The sequence below is a fragment of the Aeromonas sp. RU39B genome (assembly GCF_900156095.1).
Taxonomy (GTDB): Bacteria; Pseudomonadota; Gammaproteobacteria; order Enterobacterales; family Aeromonadaceae; genus Aeromonas.
This window is the reverse complement of sequence record NZ_FTMJ01000012.1, coordinates 36,798-54,767: the sequence shown is the minus strand read 5'-3', so window position 1 is coordinate 54,767 and position 17,970 is coordinate 36,798. Positions and strand designations below refer to the sequence as shown.

The 17,970-nt window shown below is 58.4% G+C and carries 17 protein-coding genes; 5 read left to right on the top strand and 12 right to left on the bottom strand.

Features of this window, described 5'->3' with window-relative positions:
- Positions 1-104: 104 nt before the first annotated feature.
- From ppiD to BW958_RS15425, 7 genes are all read right to left on the bottom strand, one after another.
- The gene (gene ppiD, locus BW958_RS15455; protein ID WP_076576676.1) at positions 105-2,015 is read right to left on the bottom strand and encodes a peptidylprolyl isomerase; all 1,911 of its coding nucleotides are present in this window, start codon (positions 2,013-2,015) and stop codon (positions 105-107) included.
- Positions 2,016-2,114: 99 nt separating this feature from the next.
- Positions 2,115-2,387: a nucleoid-associated protein HU-beta gene (gene hupB, locus BW958_RS15450; RefSeq protein ID WP_076576674.1), complete on the bottom strand. Its 273-nt coding sequence runs from the start codon at positions 2,385-2,387 to the stop codon at positions 2,115-2,117.
- 233 nt (positions 2,388-2,620) lie between these two features.
- Positions 2,621-4,981 carry an endopeptidase La gene (gene lon / locus BW958_RS15445; RefSeq protein ID WP_076576673.1) on the bottom strand — a complete coding sequence of 787 codons (2,361 nt, stop codon included), beginning with the start codon at positions 4,979-4,981 and terminating at the stop codon, positions 2,621-2,623.
- Between the two features lie 141 nt (positions 4,982-5,122).
- Positions 5,123-6,400: an ATP-dependent protease ATP-binding subunit ClpX gene (clpX, locus tag BW958_RS15440; protein WP_076576671.1), complete on the bottom strand. Its 1,278-nt coding sequence runs from the start codon at positions 6,398-6,400 to the stop codon at positions 5,123-5,125.
- Between the two features lie 65 nt (positions 6,401-6,465).
- A complete protein-coding gene (gene clpP / locus BW958_RS15435) occupies positions 6,466-7,089 on the bottom strand; it encodes an ATP-dependent Clp endopeptidase proteolytic subunit ClpP (protein ID WP_076576670.1) in 624 nt (207 codons plus the stop codon).
- A gap of 86 nt (positions 7,090-7,175) precedes the next feature.
- Positions 7,176-8,486 (bottom strand): trigger factor, encoded by a 1,311-nt coding sequence (tig, locus tag BW958_RS15430; protein ID WP_076576669.1) that lies wholly within the window; start codon positions 8,484-8,486, stop codon positions 7,176-7,178.
- A 263-nt stretch (positions 8,487-8,749) separates the two neighbouring features.
- Entirely contained in the window at positions 8,750-9,130 is a 381-nt protein-coding gene (locus BW958_RS15425) for a diacylglycerol kinase (RefSeq protein ID WP_076576667.1), read from the bottom strand.
- 188 nt (positions 9,131-9,318) lie between these two features.
- Between BW958_RS15425 and BW958_RS15420 the strand changes: the two genes are divergently transcribed.
- Complete coding sequence (locus BW958_RS15420) at positions 9,319-10,383, top strand: 3-deoxy-7-phosphoheptulonate synthase (RefSeq protein WP_076576665.1); 1,065 nt, start codon at positions 9,319-9,321, stop codon at positions 10,381-10,383.
- Between the two features lie 7 nt (positions 10,384-10,390).
- On the opposite strand, the gene BW958_RS15415 is transcribed toward BW958_RS15420, so the two are convergent.
- A complete protein-coding gene (locus BW958_RS15415) occupies positions 10,391-11,128 on the bottom strand; it encodes an ATP-binding cassette domain-containing protein (protein ID WP_076576664.1) in 738 nt (245 codons plus the stop codon).
- Positions 11,115-12,128: a vitamin B12 ABC transporter permease BtuC gene (gene btuC, locus BW958_RS15410; protein WP_076576662.1), complete on the bottom strand. Its 1,014-nt coding sequence runs from the start codon at positions 12,126-12,128 to the stop codon at positions 11,115-11,117. Before btuC ends, BW958_RS15415 begins: the two co-directional genes overlap by 14 nt.
- Before the next feature lie 157 nt (positions 12,129-12,285).
- Between btuC and BW958_RS15405 the strand changes: the two genes are divergently transcribed.
- Positions 12,286-12,642: a DMT family protein gene (locus BW958_RS15405; protein ID WP_076576661.1), complete on the top strand. Its 357-nt coding sequence runs from the start codon at positions 12,286-12,288 to the stop codon at positions 12,640-12,642.
- Positions 12,643-12,728: 86 nt separating this feature from the next.
- Positions 12,729-13,853: a PilT/PilU family type 4a pilus ATPase gene (locus tag BW958_RS15400; RefSeq protein ID WP_076576660.1), complete on the top strand. Its 1,125-nt coding sequence runs from the start codon at positions 12,729-12,731 to the stop codon at positions 13,851-13,853.
- A gap of 71 nt (positions 13,854-13,924) precedes the next feature.
- Here the strand turns inward: BW958_RS15400 and BW958_RS15395 are convergent, their stop codons facing one another.
- From BW958_RS15395 to BW958_RS15385, 3 genes are read right to left on the bottom strand one after another with little or no spacing between them, the layout of a single operon-like run.
- Positions 13,925-14,167: a FeoC-like transcriptional regulator gene (locus BW958_RS15395; protein ID WP_076576659.1), complete on the bottom strand. Its 243-nt coding sequence runs from the start codon at positions 14,165-14,167 to the stop codon at positions 13,925-13,927.
- Entirely contained in the window at positions 14,164-16,428 is a 2,265-nt protein-coding gene (feoB, locus tag BW958_RS15390; RefSeq protein WP_076576657.1) for a Fe(2+) transporter permease subunit FeoB, read from the bottom strand. The genes BW958_RS15395 and feoB overlap by 4 nt, the downstream gene beginning before the upstream one ends.
- The gene (locus BW958_RS15385) at positions 16,425-16,652 is read right to left on the bottom strand and encodes a FeoA family protein (protein WP_076576656.1); all 228 of its coding nucleotides are present in this window, start codon (positions 16,650-16,652) and stop codon (positions 16,425-16,427) included. The genes feoB and BW958_RS15385 overlap by 4 nt, the downstream gene beginning before the upstream one ends.
- Before the next feature lie 123 nt (positions 16,653-16,775).
- Here BW958_RS15385 and BW958_RS15380 point away from each other — a divergent pair, with 123 nt between their 5' ends.
- Both BW958_RS15380 and BW958_RS15375 read left to right on the top strand, forming a co-directional pair.
- Positions 16,776-17,105 (top strand): translation initiation factor, encoded by a 330-nt coding sequence (locus BW958_RS15380; protein ID WP_076576654.1) that lies wholly within the window; start codon positions 16,776-16,778, stop codon positions 17,103-17,105.
- 255 nt (positions 17,106-17,360) lie between these two features.
- On the top strand, positions 17,361-17,918 hold the full coding sequence (locus BW958_RS15375) for a TMEM165/GDT1 family protein (RefSeq protein ID WP_076576653.1): 558 nt from the start codon (positions 17,361-17,363) through the stop codon (positions 17,916-17,918).
- The last annotated feature ends 52 nt before the right edge of the window (positions 17,919-17,970 follow it).

Sequence of the window (17,970 nt, the reverse complement as noted above, 5' to 3'; positions counted from 1 at the left end):
GCCGCTTGCCTTACCTAAGGGCGATTGAACGGTCCCTTGTTGCAAGAGACCGATAATAAAAAAGCCAGTCAACTGACTGGCTTTTTTCATCTCAGGCGTGCGTCTTATTCGACAGCCGCCTCTTGCGCGGCGAAATATTCGACCTTGGCAGCCTTACGCAGGCTCTGGATCAGCGCCTTGTAATCAGCCTGGGCCTTGCTCTGGCCAAGCTGACCCTTGATAAGCTGGGCCATGCCGGATGCCTTGTCCGCTTCGTTGACCTTATCGAGCACCACGATCACCTGATCGCCATTACCCTGAGTCACCAGCGCGGTGGAAGGCTGCTTGCCATCCGGATGCGGCATGCGGAACAGCTGGGTCAGCAGCTCGGCATCGAAGTCCTGGGCAAAGCGGGTCACCGCCTTGTGGCTCTCTTCGGTCAGACCGAGTGCGGTCAGCGCCTCACTGCCATTGCCAGATTTGAGCTTGCCAAGCAGCTCTTGGGCCTTGCTACGGGCCACTTCGCTCGCCTTGCTCTGCTTGATGGCGGCAACCACCTGATCGCGCACTTCGTCCTGCGCCTTGGGCGCCTTGGGCTTGTAGTCAGCGATATGCAGCACCAGAGCCTTGCCATCACCCACTTCAATCACGTCGGAGTTGGTGTTCTCTTCACGCAGCATGTCGGAGAAGGCGGCTGCTAGCACCTTGCTGTCGTTCAGCGGCGCCGGAGCGCTGGTACGGGTGAAGTAGTCGCTGCTCTGGACCTTAAGACCCAGGGCCTTGGCAGTGCCATCCAGCGAGTCCGGGTTTTCGAAGCTGGAGTCAGCCATCTTCTGCTGCAGGGCAAAGTAGTGCTCACGCGCCTTGTCCTTTTGCAGACGAACCTTGGTCTCTTCCTGCACCTGTTCAAACGGACGCGTGGTGGCCGCTTCAACACCGAGCAGCTTGATGACGTGATAGCCAAACTGGCTCTTCACCACCTCAGAGAGATCCCCCTCCTTGGCCAGGGCAAAGGCAGCCTGCTCAAAGGCCGGATCCATCACACCCTTTTCGAACCAGTCAAGCTCACCACCCTTCTTGGCAGAGAAGGTATCGGCAGAGTCGCGCTTGGCCAGCTCGGCAAAATCAGCACCGCCCTTGAGGGCAGCCAGATCGTCCTGGGCTTTTTTAAGCGCAGCCGCGTCATCCTTGCCAAACGGGATCAGGATATGAGCAACGTGACGACGTTCACTGGTCTGGAACAGCTCTTGGTGCTGATCGTAGTAATCACGCACATCCTGGTCGCTGACCTGGATGTCGTTACCCAGATTGGCGGCATCGAGCAGCAGATAGTCGACCTTCACGCGCTCGTCGTTCATGAAGTTGTTCTTGTGCGACTCATAGTACTGCTTGATCTCTTCGTCGCTGACCTGCACCTGCTCTTGATACTTGGCAGCAGCAAGACGGACCAGACGCACATCACGGCTCTGTTGGTAGAGCTTGTCGATACCTGTCACTTCTCCCGGCAGCACAAACTCGCTACCGAGCAGTGCGCCCATCAACTGCTGACGCACCAGATCCTGGCGGATGCTGTCGCGGAACTGTTCCGGGGTCATGTTGGCGCGGCGTACCAGTTGCAGATAGCGGTCGTTATCAAATTTACCGTTATTCTGAAATTCGGGCATGCTGACGATAGCCTGCTTGATCTGCTCGTCACCGATACGCAGTCCCAGCTCATGGGCCTTGGCATCGACCAGGGATTGATCAATCAAACGATCCAGCACACTGTGGCGCAGTTGCTTGATGTATTCGGGATTATCGGCCAGCTGGTTGAACGATTCGCCCATTTGCGCTTCCAAGCGGCTGCGCTCGTTGCGATAGGCGGTTTCCAGCGTTTGCGGTGAAATTTCGTTGCCATTGACGGCAGCGACAGCGGTACGGGCGGGACGGTTCAGATAGCTACCCACACCGGCCAGTGCGAAGGAGAGGATGATCAGGCCCAAGATGATCTTGGCCACCTTGCCCTGTGCCCCTTCGCGGAGTTTATCCATCATCATGTTGTTTCTGTTGCTCCCGGAGAAACAAGAAAAAGGCGCACCGCTGTCGATGCGCCTTGGTCAATCAGTCAGAGCTGTGTCTGGTCAAGCCTAGGCGGCTTAGTTGACGGCGTCTTTGAGAGCTTTGCCGGCCTTGAAGGCAGGTACTTTACCAGCAGCGATCTCGATGGTAGCGCCGGTTTGCGGGTTACGGCCGGAGCGAGCAGCACGCTCACGAACGGCGAAAGTCCCGAAACCAACCAGAGCGACTTGATCACCATCCTTCAGGGATTCGGTGACTGCGTCGATGAAGGCATCCAGTGCACGACCGGCTGCAGCCTTGGAGATATCAGCGCCATCGGCAATCTTGTCAATCAGTTGAGATTTATTCACTCTTATTTTCCCCTTTTTATCGAACATCGCTACGGCGCCACTATCCCTGGCCGCAACAAGTGGAGGTTTTATAACAAGCCTCCTGATCAGATGCAAGTGACAATCTGGCTCAAACCCGCGCCACATCACGCCTTGCGCCTCACCATGAGTTCCCGGTCGGGGACAAGGCTACTGCCCTGCACACAGGCTTGCAAGCCTTGTCGCCCGTCCGGATGCACCAAATTTGCGGTGCATCATGCTTTGACGTCGGAGACTACCTCAAAACCTTGTGGATTCTCCGCCAGCGCCAGCTCCAGCACCTGATCAATCCAGCGAACCGGATGAATTTCAAGGTCTGCCTTCACGTTGTCCGGAATCTCTTCCAGATCGCGCTCGTTTTCAAGGGGGATCAGCACCCGCTTGATGCCACCGCGGTGGGCAGCCAGCAACTTCTCTTTCAGCCCACCGATCGGCAGCACCTCACCACGCAGGGTGATTTCGCCGGTCATGGCCACATCGGCACGCACCGGGTTACCGGTGAGGCTCGAGACCAGCGCGGTACACATGGCGATACCGGCGCTCGGGCCGTCCTTCGGGGTCGCCCCTTCCGGCACGTGAACGTGGATATCACGCTTTTCGTAGAAATCGGGGTTGATGCGCAGCTTCTCAGCGCGCGCCCGCACCACGGTCATGGCCGCCTGGATGGACTCTTGCATCACGTCACCGAGCGAGCCGGTGAAGGTCAGCTTGCCCTTGCCGGGCACAGAGGTCGCCTCGATGGTCAGCAGATCGCCGCCCACTTCGGTCCAGGCCAGACCGCACACCTGACCCACCTGGTTGTGATCTTCAGCCTTGCCGAAGTCATAACGCTGAACGCCAAGGAACTCCTTGAGGTTTTGCTGGGTCACACTGACGTGCTTGATGTGCTTGTCGAGCAGAATCTTTTTCACCGCCTTGCGACAGATTTTGGAGATTTCACGCTCAAGACCACGCACACCGGCTTCACGGGTGTAATAACGGATAATGCCCACAATAGCCGAATCTTCGATGGTGATCTCGGACTCTTTCAGGCCATTACGCTGGATCTGCTTGGCCACCAGGTGACGCTTGGCAATATTGAGCTTCTCGTCTTCGGTATAACCGGACAGACGAATCACCTCCATCCGGTCGAGCAGCGGGCCCGGGATGTTCATGGAGTTGGAGGTGGCCACAAACATCACGTCCGACAGATCGTAATCGATCTCCAGATAGTGGTCGTTGAAGCTGTTGTTTTGCTCCGGATCGAGCACTTCCAGCAAGGCAGAAGCCGGATCGCCACGCATGTCCGAGCTCATCTTGTCGATTTCATCGAGCAGGAACAGCGGGTTTTTCACCCCGACCTTGGCCATCTTCTGGATGAGCTTGCCCGGCATCGAGCCGATGTAGGTACGGCGGTGACCACGGATTTCCGCTTCATCACGCACCCCACCGAGCGCCATGCGTACATACTTGCGACCGGTCGCCTTGGCAATCGACTGACCCAGCGAGGTCTTACCCACACCAGGAGGCCCAACCAGACAGAGGATCGGTCCCTTGAGCTTGTTGACGCGCGCCTGCACCGCCAGATATTCCAGGATGCGATCTTTGACCTTCTCCAGGCCATAGTGGTCGGCATCAAGGATATCTTGCGCCTTGGCAATGTCCTTCTTGACCTTGGAGCGAGCCTTCCACGGCACCTGCACCATCCAGTCGATGTAGCTGCGCACCACGGTGGCTTCGGCCGACATGGGCGACATCATCTTGAGCTTGGAGAGCTCGGAGAGCGCCTTTTCACGGGCCTCTTCCGGCATGCCCACCTCATCGATCTTGCGGCTCAGGGTCTCGAACTCGTCGGGACTGTCTTCCAGATCGCCGAGCTCTTTTTGAATCGCCTTCATCTGCTCGTTGAGGTAGTACTCGCGCTGGCTCTTCTCCATCTGTTTCTTAACGCGAGAGCGGATGCGTTTTTCAACCTGCAGCAGGTCGATTTCCGACTCCATCATCGCCATCAGAAACTCGATGCGTTCAGCCACCGAGGCAAATTCCAGCACCTTCTGCTTGTCTTCAAGCTTGAGCGGCATGTGCGCGGCCATGGTGTCGGCCAGGCGTGCCGGATCGTCGATCGCAGCAATCGAGGTGAGCACCTCGGGCGGAATCTTCTTGTTGAGCTTGATGTAACCTTCAAACTGACCGATGGCAGAGCGAACCAAGACTTCGGCTTCACGCTCCACCAGCGCATCGGAGATGAGATAGCTCGCTTCGCCCACGTAGTAGGCGTCGTCGTCAATCATGCGCTCTAGGCGGGCGCGCTGACCACCTTCGACCAGCACTTTGACCGTCCCATCCGGCAGCTTGAGCATCTGCAGAATATTGGCCACAGTCCCGACACAGAACATCTCTTCAACTGTCGGATCATCCGTGGAGGCATCCTTCTGGGCGATCAGCAGCACTTTCTTGTCGTGCTCCATCGCCGCTTCCAGACACCGGATGGATTTTTCCCGCCCCACAAACAGTGGAATGACCATGTGGGGATAAACCACCACGTCACGAAGAGGCAGGACGGGAATCTCGATGCGTTCAGAACGCTCTAGGTTCATAAATGTCCTCTCGGCTTGTTATACCGTTGGCTAGCGCTTGGCTGAGTATATGGGGGCGGCTCGGACCGATTCAATGCAATCAAGGGCTAAAAAACAAGAAAGGGGCCTAAGCCCCTTTCATCTGGTCAGAAAACCAGCAATTTATTCGGAAACAGCAGCCTGGGTGTCAGGACGCTCGTAGATCATCAGTGGCGGAGTATCGCCCTTGATCACCCCTTCGTCGATCACCACCTTGCTGACATCTTCCTGTGACGGGAGGTCATACATGGTATCGAGCAGCACCGCCTCGACGATCGAACGCAGGCCGCGAGCACCGGTTTTGCGCTCCATCGCCTTTTGGGCAATGGCCACCAGTGCGTCTTCGCGAAACTCGAGCTCAACCCCTTCCAGATCGAACAGCGCAGCATACTGCTTGGTCAGCGCGTTCTTCGGCTCCTTGAGGATCTGGATCAGTGCCGCCTCGTCGAGTTCACTCAAGGTCGCTACCACCGGCAGACGACCGATAAACTCGGGGATGAGACCGTACTTGATGAGATCTTCAGGCTCAACCTTGGCGAAGGTTTCGCTCAAGGAGGCCTTGGCATCCTTGGATTTCACCTCGGCGCCAAAGCCGATACCGGTGCCCTTGACCGAGCGCTGCTCAATCACCTTGTCCAGACCGGCAAACGCACCACCGCAGATAAACAGGATCTTGGAGGTGTCGACTTGCAAAAACTCCTGCTGGGGGTGCTTGCGGCCACCTTGCGGCGGCACCGAGGCAATGGTCCCTTCAATCAGCTTGAGCAGGGCCTGCTGCACCCCTTCCCCGGACACGTCACGGGTGATGGAGGGGTTGTCGGACTTGCGCGAAATCTTGTCGATTTCGTCGATGTAGACAATGCCGCGCTGGGCCTTTTCCACGTCGTAGTCGCACTTTTGCAGCAGCTTCTGGATGATGTTCTCCACGTCTTCGCCCACATAACCGGCTTCGGTCAAGGTGGTGGCGTCGGCCATGGTGAAGGGAACGTCCAGCAGGCGAGCCAGGGTCTCGGCCAGCAGGGTTTTACCACTACCGGTCGGGCCAATCAGCAGAATGTTGGATTTGCCCAGTTCCACACCGTTGGTTTCAGCGGTGCTTGAGCGCAGGCGCTTGTAGTGGTTATAAACCGCCACTGCCAGCACTTTCTTGGCATGCTCCTGGCCGATGACATAATCATCGAGGTGAGCACGGATCTTGTGCGGAGTTGGCAGTTCAGTACCTTCGCGCTTGGGGGAGATATCGCGGATCTCCTCACGAATGATGTCGTTACACAGCTCGACACACTCGTCGCAAATATAGACGGAAGGGCCCGCGATCAGCTTGCGCACTTCATGCTGGCTTTTGCCGCAGAAAGAGCAGTAAAGCAGCTTTTCTCCGTCACCCTTGCGTTTGTCTGTCATTCAGAAACCTCTAATGGTGATTCATCCGCAACCTGCACAGTGTACAGCAGGTTGCGAACGAGTGCTTAACCGCGTTGGGTCAGTACGCCATCCACCAGGCCATAGGCCACCGCCTGCTCGGCCGACATGAAATTGTCACGGTCGGTGTCGCGTTCGATGGTAGCAATGTCCTGTCCGGTGTGGAAAGCCAGTCGCTCATTCAGGGTGTTTTTGATCTTGAGGATCTCTTGAGCATGGATCTGAATATCCGATGCCTGACCCTGGAAGCCGCCCAGCGGCTGGTGGATCATCACGCGGGCATTGGGCAGGCAGAAACGCTTGCCCTTGGCACCACCGGCCAGCAGGAACGCCCCCATGGAGCAGGCTTGCCCCATGCAAACGGTGCTGACGTCCGGCTTGATAAACTGCATGGTGTCATAGATGGACATGCCTGCCGTTACCGAACCACCCGGCGAGTTGATATAGATATAAATGTCCTTGTCGGGATTTTCCGACTCGAGGAACAGCAACTGCGCCACCACCAGGTTGGCCATCTGATCCTCGACCTGACCGGTCAGGAAGATCACCCGCTCTTTGAGCAGGCGAGAGTAAATATCATAGGAACGTTCACCCTTGGCGGTCTGCTCGACCACGATGGGCACCAGGGCATTACGGGGGGATTCGGTCGTATCGTTATAATTTTTGAACATAAGGCATTGTCCCTAAAATAAAATGGCCCGAGTGGAGAACACACGGGCCATTATACGTAACAGTGTTGACCTTAAGTCAATTGTTCTTAGGCACCGGCACCGGACTTGTTGATGACGTCGTCAAAGCTGACGGTCTTCTCGGTGACTTGAGCCTTAGCCAGAATCAGATCAATGGCTTGATCTTCGATGGCCAGGTTGCGCACGCCGTTCAGGGCCTGCTCGTTCTTTTTGTAGTACTCAACCACTTCCTTCGGATCTTCGTAGGCGGTGGCCATGGACTCGATGATGGCGTCAACGCGAGCGTCGTCAGCCTTGATCTCGTTGGTACGGATCACTTCACCCAGCAGCAGACCGACGCGAACGCGACGCTCGGCTTGGTCCTGGAACAGCTCAGCCGGCAGTTCCGGAGCGTTGCCGCCCTGGAAGCCACCGAAGCGTTGCAGGGCTTGCTTACGCAGGGTGTCGATCTCTTGCTCGATGGCAGCCTTCGGCAGGTCGATGGCATTAGCTTCAACCAGACCGTTCAGAACCTGTTCCTTCACAGCGTTCTTCAGGGCTTGAGCCAGTTCGCGCTCCATGTTCTTGCGCACTTCAGCCTTCAGCTCGTCCAGCACACCGCTCTCGATACCGAAACGCTTAACGAACTCTTCGGTCAGCTCCGGCAGGATTTGCTCTTCAACCTTGCTGAGCTTGGAGACGAACTTGGCAGCCTTGCCCTTGAGGTTTTCAGCGTGGTAGTCAGCCGGGAAGGTCACGTCGATGGTGAACTCGTCGCCAGCCTTCTTGCCGATGATGGCATCTTCAAAGCCCGGGATCATGCGGCCGGCGCCCAGCACCAGTGCAAAACCTTCAGCCTTGCCACCTTCGAACTCTTCACCGTCGATGGAGCCAACGAAGTCCAGAGTAACACGCATGCCATCAGCGGCAGCCGCGTCAACGTCGGACCAGGTCGCGTGTTGCTTGCGCAGGGTGTCGATCATCTTGTCCAGATCGGCATCAGTCACGCTGGCAACCGGCTTCTCAACCTTGATGGACTCAAGACCAGCCACGTCGAATTCCGGATAGACTTCAAAGGTCGCGCTGAACACGAAGTCCTGCCCTTCCTTCATCTCTTGCGGATCCATGGTCGGGGCGCCAGCCGGGCTCAGCTTGTTGTCGATGATGGCTTTGATGAAGTTGTTCTGCATCATTTCATCGGCAACACGGGCTTGGGCCAGGGCACCAAACATCTTCTTGATGATGGACAGGGGAGCCTTGCCCGGGCGGAAACCGTCAATACGACGGGACTTGGCCAGACCGGTCAGCTCTTTCTTCACGGCAGCATCAACGGTAGCAGCCGGAACAGTGATAGTCAGGCGACGTTCCAGACCCTGGGTAGTCTCTACAGAAACTTGCATTCTTTTACCTCGTTCAACTCAGCACTCGGTGCTGACCCTTTTTTTCCCCAAGGGAGTCCCCGGGGTCTTCCTGGTCATCAAAGACACAACGTCTTTGCATAAATGAAAATCAGACGCGGCATTATAGCGGCGCGGCACAAGTGAGTCGAGCCGCGCAACCCGCCGGATTTGTGCATCAGTACGCGATTTTGATGCGATACCGACCCATCAGATGGGGATTGACCACAACTCATTCAAGGGGTTACCGCCATTTAAGGCGGTTTTTACCACCAACCGAGCAAATTGCGACCGGCCAGGGCACCCCACACGACGATATTGAGCGCCAGGCAGATAAACACGGCGGCAGAGCCCATGTCTTTGGCGCGGCCGGAGAGCTCATGGCGCTCGCTGCCAATCCGATCCACCACGGCTTCCACGGCGGAGTTGAGGATCTCGACAATCACCACCAGCCAGCTGATGCACACCAGCAGCAAAATCTGCTCAAGGGTGTTGCCCACCCACACAGTGAGCGGCATCAGCACTAGGATCAGCAGCAGCTCTTGACGAAAGGCCGCCTCATGACGCCAGGCCGAGCAGAGCCCTTTCATGCTGTAACCGGCGGCGTGAATAATCCGGGTCAGGCCAGTTGCACCTGGTTTTCCCACATGACACCTCAATCTCGAAACAGGACCTGAGCAACGTGCGTACAAGGATGTAGGCACACAAAAAAACGCGCCCATCCTAACCAGAGAGCGGGGCGGTTTCAATCGTAAGACTTTTGCTTTAATGTGCAGAGTCTGTTTTCTTGCGCGGCCCCGACGGCTGCGATTTCTCCGCTTAGAGCCATTTTGTTATGTCCATCCATACCGACGAATTGCGAACCCGGCGCCTTGGTGAACTGGTGACAGCCCGTGAACTGGCCAACGAACATGCCTTGAGTGATGCGGCCGCCGCCCATCTGCTCACCGCCCGCGCCGAAGTGGAAGCCATCTTGCAAGGTCAGGACGCCCGCTTGCTGGTGATCATCGGCCCTTGCTCGGTGCACGACCCGGTGGCGGCGCTGGAATATGCCAACCGCCTGCAAGGGCTGCGCGAGCGTTATGCCGGCAGCCTGTGCATCGTGATGCGCACCTACTTTGAAAAGCCCCGCACCATCGTCGGCTGGAAGGGACTTATCAATGATCCGCATCTGGACGGCAGCTTTGATGTCAATACCGGCCTTCGCATGGCGCGCAAGCTGCTGGTGGCCATCAACAGCCTCGGTATGCCCACCGCCACCGAGTTTCTCGATATGGTGACCGGTCAATATATTGCCGATCTCATCACCTGGGGCGCCATTGGTGCACGCACCACCGAATCCCAGGTGCACCGCGAGATGGCCTCTGCCCTCTCCTGCCCGGTCGGCTTTAAAAACGGCACCGACGGCAACACCCGCATCGCCATCGACGCCGTGCGCGCCGCCCGCCACAGCCACATCTTCTATTCGCCGGATAAAGACGGAAAGATGACCATCTACCGCACCGCCGGTAACCCGCACGGCCACGTGATTTTGCGTGGCGGCCATCGTCCCAACTACGATACCGCCAGCGTCGATGAGGCGTGCGAGGCGCTGGCCGAGGTGGGTCTGCCCGAGCGGTTGGTGGTCGATTTCAGCCACGGCAACAGCATGAAGGATCACCGTCGCCAGCTGCTGGTGGCCGAGGATATCTGCGATCAGCTGCGCCGTGGTCGCACCGGCATCGCTGGCATCATGGCCGAAAGCTTCCTGGTAGAAGGTCGGCAGGACGTGGTGGGTGGCTGCGCCGCGACCTTTGGCCAGAGCATCACCGATGCCTGCCTCTCCTGGCACGACACCGAGCGCCTGGTGAGCATGCTGGCTGATGCCAGCCAAGCGCGCATGACCCTGCTTTCGCGCTAAGCGCAGCTCACTCCAGTGGCGTCACCAGCCACGACCGGCCGGCCGCCTCCACGCGGTCGGCCCGGATCTTGAACACCTGCTCGAGTAATCCTTGCTCCAACGCGGCGCTGGCTCCGTTAAACACGCAGCGCCCTTGCTCCAGACAGACCACGCGGCTCGACCACTGCAGCGCCAGATTAAGATCGTGCAGCGAAACCACCAGCAGTGCGCCTCGCTCACTTAATTCCCGCAGTAAGCGCAGCAGCGCCAGTTGATGGTGCAGATCCAGCCCGGCCAGCGGCTCGTCGAGCAATATCACCCGCCCCCTCCCGATAGGCCAGCCCTGCAGCAAGGTGCGCGCAATCAACACCCGCTGCTGCTCACCGCCCGATAGTCGCGCCACGTCGCGTGCCAGCAAAGGATGCAGCTCAAGGACGTCCAGCACCCGCTCAAGACCGGCATGCAGGGCATCTTCGGCCACGCCCAGCCGAAGCAGCTCAAACACCGGCATGCCGAGCGCCGGTGACACCCGTTGCGTGAGCAAGGCACGCCGGCGCGCCAGGGATGGTGCATCGAGCGCGGTCATCGCCTCACCGTCATAGCGCACCTGTCCACTATCGGGGGCATGCAAACCGGCCAGCAGCCCAAGCAGGGTGGATTTACCACTGCCGTTAGGGCCTATCAGGGCAACGCGCTCACCCGGTTGCCAGTGAAGATCCAGCGGGGCCAGTCGCCCGGAGACACAGAGATGATCAGCGCTCAGCATGGTGTTTTAACAGCAAGGTGATAAAGATGGGGGCGCCCAGAGTGGCGGTCACCACCCCAACCGGCAGCTCACCGGAGGAAAGACCGACGCGGGAGATAAGATCGGCCAGCAGGAGCAGCAGCGCGCCACCGAGCGCCGAGGCTGGCAGTAACACCCGCGGCGAGCTGATGCCGCACAGTCTTAGCAGATGTGGCACCACCAGCCCGACAAAGCCGATCACGCCGCACAGCGACACCGACAGCGCGGTGAGCAAGCACACCAGTGATATCAGCCAGCCGCGCTCACGAGCCACCTCAAGCCCCATCAAGCGGGCCTGGGTTTCACCGAGCATCAAAAGTTGCAGTCGCGGGGCGCGCCAGATAAGCAGGCCACCCGCGAGTAGCAAAGTCGGCAGGCTCCAGGGCAGCTGCTCGCCGCCATTGGCGAGGCTCCCCATCATCCAGAACATAAACTGACGCAGTGACACGTCGCTGGCAAAGTACATCAGCCAGGTCATCACCGCGTTAGCAATGATGCTGATGGCAATGCCAAGCAGCAGTAAACGCGCCATATCAAGGCGCTGCCGGTGAGCCAGGCGCACCAGCAAGCCGGTCACCAGCATGGCACCGGCAAAGCTGGCCACAGTCAGTAATACCGGCGAGAGCGGCAGGCCGGTGGTGGCAGCGAGCTGCAGCAATAGCATGGCGGCCATGCCGGCACCGCTCGAGATGCCCAGTAGCCCTGGCTCGGCCACCGGATTATGTAGCAGCACCTGCAAGGTGGCCCCGCTCATGGCCAACGCCGCTCCCACCGCCATGGCCAGCACAGTGCGCGGCAGGCGCAGCGACCAGAACACTTGCCAGGCCATCGCATCATCACGCGACAGTGACCAGACCGGAAACGCGCCAAGCGACAGCGAGAGCAGCCAGATGGCGACCAGCGCCAACAACAGCGTCATTAGCAGCAGGCGGTGGCGGCGCTGCTGGCGCGCAAGCAATCCATGTAAAGCGGGATGAGTCATCGGCATCAACAAGTTATGGGTCAAACCACAGTGGGGGCCCTGATAGTGCCATCAAAGTCACGGCGCACCAAGGTTTGCCCTTGAGCGTCACGCAGCCTGCGTCTTTATAAATTCAAAACAATGCGCTATAACGCCGCATCACGCCAAGGAGTACACCATGAATCCCGTGTTTATCAGTATCGGCCTGCTGCTGTGCAGCAACGTGTTTATGACCTTTGCCTGGTACGCCCACCTTAAGAATTTCAGCCATCAACCCTGGATTGTCGCGGCGCTGGTCAGCTGGGGCATTGCCCTGTTTGAATACCTGCTACAGGTACCGGCCAACCGCATTGGCCATCAGGTGCTGACCGTGGCCCAGCTGAAAATTTTGCAAGAAGTGATCACCCTGACCGTGTTTGTCCCCTTCTCGGTGTTCTACCTTAAAGAGTCCATCAAGCTCGACTACCTGTGGGCGGCCCTGTGCATGATGGGCGCAGTGTTCTTCGTGTTTCGGGAAAAATTCACCGGCGCGTGACCCTACCAAATGGGGTACCCACTTTGGCCTGAGCCAGCAGGCAAACCCTATACTTTACCCATTGCCGGTTTACGTGAGGTCTCTTGATGGAATTGCAACCCTTGCTGCAGATCCTGTCCGAGCAGGACGGCTCTGATCTTTATCTCTCAACCGGCGCCCCGCCGAGCGCCAAGTTTCACGGCATTCTCACGCCACTTGATAACAACCCCTTGCTGCCGGGCGAGATTGAAGAGCTGGCCGAGTCGTTGATGGACAGTGAGCAGCGCCTGACCTTTTCCCGTGAGTTAGAGATGAATCTGGCGCTCTCCCTGCCCTGCGTTGGACGCTTTCGCATCAACATCTTCAAGCAGCGTAACGAGGTGTCGATCGTCATTCGCAACATCAAGACCGACATTCCACGCTTTGCCGACTTGCACCTGCCCCCTGTGCTACTTGAGACCATCTTGCAAAAGCGCGGTCTGGTCCTGTTTGTCGGCGGCACCGGCTCGGGCAAGTCCACCTCGCTGGCGGCGCTGATCGATCACCGCAACCAAAGCGGCGGCGGCCATATCATCACCATCGAAGATCCCATCGAGTATGTGCACCAGCACAAGCGCTGCATCGTTAATCAGCGCGAGGTCGGGGTCGATACCCGCAGCTTTCACGCTGCGCTGAAAAACACCCTGCGCCAGGCGCCGGATGTGATCCTGATCGGCGAAATTCGCGACCGCGAAACCATGGAGCACGCCCTCACCTTCTCGGAAACCGGCCACTTGTGCCTCTCGACCCTGCATGCCACCAACGCCAATCAAGCGCTCGATCGCATCATCAACTTCTTTCCCGAAGAGCGCCGCCCTCAATTACTGCAAGACATTGGCAACAACCTGCAGGCGATTGTGTCGCAGCGACTGGTTAAAACCCTTGATGGTGGCCGCCGCGCCGCCGTTGAGGTGATGCTCGGCAGCCATACGGTGCGCGATTTGGTGCGCCGTGGCGAGTTTGGTGGCCTCAAAGAGGTGATGGAAAAATCACGTCCCTTGGGCATGATCACCTTCGATGAGGCGCTGTTTGATCTGGTGGTCGAAGGGGTGGTCGATGAAGAGGAGGCCATCAAGCATGCCGATTCAACCAACAACCTGCGCCTCAAACTCAAGCTGTGGCGGGAGAAAGGACAGATTGGCAAGGGCGGTGACAGCAGCGCCTGGGCGCTCGAGCCCGGCCGTGACGACTGAACCTGCCCTTTTCCCCTGATAAAAAAACCGGCCCGCACATGCGGGCCGATTTGTCAGGCTAAGGTATCTGCTCAGTGGGTCTGCACCAGACCAATCTGACCGGGAGAGAGCCACTCGAAGATCACCTCTTCGTGCTTGCCGCAGCAGCGCCCCGAGCACCCTTCGCTCTGACACTTGCGCACCCGCCCCTTGCGCATCCACACCCCGAGCATCGCCTCAACGGCATCTTCCGAGGTGTCGAAGTGACGGGCGAGATCGCGGCGGCTAACCTTCCCCTCGCGCTCGAGGTATTCACCAAGCTCGCGCAGGATCACAGTACCACCGCCTTGCGCGCCACGATGTCACCATGGCGGCGCATCACGACCCACAGCAACACGCTGATAAACAGGTAGAAGAGGATCCACAGCAAGCTCTGCTGCGGGTGCTGGCTAAAGGTTAAACCTTGATAGACCAGCGTCGCGCACATAAAGGCGGTGTAGTTGCACCACATGGCGGTGTAGATAGCCCAGTTACGGCCAGTTTCACGCACCAAGGTCCCCATGGCGGCCGCGCACGGCATGTAAAGCAGCACAAACACCAGATAAGCCAGCGCACCGGCTGCACCATCAAAGTGAGCCTGCATGTTGCTGTAGGTTGCTACATCCACCTCTTGCGACTCGGCTGCGGCAGCCTGATCTTCGGTATCACCGACTTCAATGCCGAGCGGGTCGCTTGCCTTGATATCAGCGAGGTTGGCCGGGATGGTGGCCAGCGCCTCTTTAAAGCTCTCCCACAGGCTGTACTCTTTCTCCTCTTCGTCTGCCGCGCCAGCATAAAGGCTGTTAAGCGTCCCCACTACCGCTTCCTTGGCGAAGATGCCTGTCACGATGCCGACCGTTGCTTGCCAGTTGTCATCGCGCACGCCGAGCGGATGCAGCACAGGCGTCACCGCTTTACTGGCGGTGGCCAGCAGGGATTGTTCACCACCGGCGTGGTCAAAGCGACCGTCGGTGCCAAGGTTGTTAAACACGCTCAGCACCGCGACCACCAGCACGATGGTGCGGCCGGCACCAAACATAAAGGTCTTGAGCTTTTGCCAGGTCTTCAGCAGCACGTTGTTAATCTGCGGCAGCTCGTAATCGGGCATCTCCATCAGCAGGCTTTCGCTCTTGCCGGGCAAAATGGTGCTGCGCAGCCACAGACCGGTCAGCACGGCGACCACGATCCCAAGCAAATACAGCGCGAACACCAGGTTCTGACCGCTATCGGGGAAGAAGGCCACCGCAAACAGGGCATACACCGGCAGACGGGCACCGCACGACATGAACGGAGCCATCGATGAGGTCATCAGGCGTTCACGCTCCGAGCCCAGAGTGCGCGCAGCCATCACCGCTGGCACCGAGCAACCAAAGCCCATCAGCATCGGCACAAACGCCTTGCCCGGCAGACCGAGTTTGCGCATCAGGGCATCGACCACGAAGGCAGCCCGCGCCAGATATCCGGAGCTTTCCAGCACCGCGAGGAACAGGTAAAGGCAGGCGATCACCGGGATAAAGGTCGCAACGGTCTGCAGACCGGCGCCAAAGCCATCGGCCAGGATTGCGCCGACCCAGTCTGGTGCCGCGACCAGCCCGAGCAGATGCTTGATTCCATCGACAAACAGGGCGCCGCCCATTACGTCGAAGAAGTCGATAAAGGCGCTCCCCACCTTGATGGAGAACATAAACATCAGGTACATCACCAGCAGGAAGAACGGCACGCCAAACCAGCGATTGAGCAGCACCCGATCGATGCGCTCGCTGCCGGCGGCGGAGAGCTTGCCACGCTGGTGGCGGTGATCGTGGGTCAGCTGATGGATAAAGCCGTAGCGCACATCGGCCAGCTGCAGGTCGATATCATGGCCGTGCTGCATCCGCTCAATCAGGGCGCTGATCTTGCCCAGCGTCTCCCCTTCAACCCCATCAAGCAGGCTGCGATCCCCTTCGAGCAGACGCAAGGCGCGGCCGCGGCGGGTGGCGTGATGCTCGCCAAGCAGATCTGACATCTCACCGATCACCGATTCGAGCTCGGGACCGTAATCAAGCGAGAGCGGCAACTGAGCACCGGCAATGCCAATCATCTTGTTTTTCAGTGCCAGCACCTGGCGGCGGTTACGGCTCGAGAGCGCAATCACCGGGCAGCCAAGGGCCGACGAGAGCGCATCAATATCAATCTCGATGCGGCGTTTTTCCAGAATGTCGATCTTGTTGAGCACCACCAGCACCGGCAGGCCAAGCTCGCGCAGTTGCAGCGTCAGATAGAGGGAGCGCTCGAGACTCGAGGCATCGATGACATTGAGAAACAGATCGGGTCGCTGGGCCTGAACATAACGGCTGGCGATCTGCTCGTCGATGGAATCATCCTGATTACCAAGACCGTAGATACCGGGCAGGTCCACCAGGGTCACTTCCGTCCCTTGGTGCTCGAAATAGCCTGATTTTTTCTCAACCGTCACACCGGACCAGTTCCCGACGTGCTGGCGGGCACCGGTCAGGGCATTAAACAGGGAGGTCTTACCGCTGTTGGGATTCCCTACGGTGACAATGTTCATCTTCATACCGGCTCTACCTCAATCAACTGGGCCAGGCCTTTTTGCATGGAAAGGCAGATCCCTTGACACTGGATCTGCATCGGATCGCCAAGGGGTGCCGTGCGCAAAAACAGCACTTCGCTATTTGGGAGCAAACCCATCACCATCAGTTTGCGCCGCACCTGATGGCTCAGGCGGTTCATATTGAGAATTCGGGCCCGTTGCCCCGGCGCAAGATCACACAATTCCACGACTGCCTCCCATGACGAAACGATAATGGTTCGCTTTAAGCCTTCCAATTATAGGTAGAACTCTCGGCGTATCGTTGAGTAAAATCAATTTCCAGTCAGTCATTCATCGAGTCCCGTCATAATATGTCCCAAGACAGTAACAGCCGCCTGGTCTACTCCACCGATGGCGGCCACGTCGCTCAAGACGCGGCGCCCACCAACGCCTCCCCCTTCCCCGACGACGGCATTGTGCGGCTGCGCCGTGAAACCAAGGGGCGCAAGGGCGCCGGGGTCATCACGGTGTTTGGCGTGCCCCCTTCGCAGCAGAAAGCCATCGCCACCTTGCTTAAGAAAAAGTGCGGCACCGGCGGCAGCCTCAAGGAGGGGGTCATCGAAATTCAAGGTGACAAACGGGACCTTATCAAGGCCGAGCTGGAGAAAGCCGGCTTTAGCGTCAAGCTGGTGGGCGGATAATCGCGGCTTGCCAGCCCCCCGCTTTTTTCCTAGAATGCCCGCTCCCATCAAGGGGGAGTAGTCGCATCGCCTGTTGCCATGCAGGGGATGATTCTGGTCAACACACTTGGTGCCAAATCACCATGGCCAGAATGCGGCGGGCAACCATTGCCCCGGCGTTGACAAGACCTTTGACGGGCAACGGCTTAAACCGGGGACGGAGAGCTGTTGCCAGTCATTGGACTATAACAACTCCGTCCCCTGTCGTTGCTACTTATGGAAGCTCTGCTCACCTCCACGCTCAGCGTGGCCATTGCCGAAATCGGCGATAAAACCCAACTGCTCGCTCTGCTATTGATCTGCCGGTTTCGTAAACCCTGGCCCATCGTGCTCGGTATCTTTGCCTCCACCGTGCTCAACCATGCCGGGGCCGCCTGGATTGGCGAGATGATAAGCCGCTGGCTGGACCCCAAGATCCTCACCTACTTAGTCGCCGCCGCCTTTATTGCCATGGCAATCTGGATCCTGGTGCCCGACAAGATGGATGACGAAGAGAGTCCACTCGAGCGCTTTGGCCCCTTTGTCGCCACCTTTGTCCTGTTCTTTATTGCCGAGATGGGCGACAAGACCCAGATCGCCACCGTGCTGCTGGCCGCCCGTTTTGATGCCTTCTTCCAGGTGATCATCGGCACCACGCTCGGCATGATGCTGGCCAACGTGCCGGTGGTACTGCTCGGCAAACTCGGCGCCGACAAGCTGCCGCTAAAATGGATCCGCATCGGCTGCGCCCTGCTGTTTATCACGCTTGGGGTCAGCACCCTGCTGCTTGCCTGATCCCGTCGCGCCCGGGAGGCGATTCATGGGATAATCGGTGAATCCAGAACCG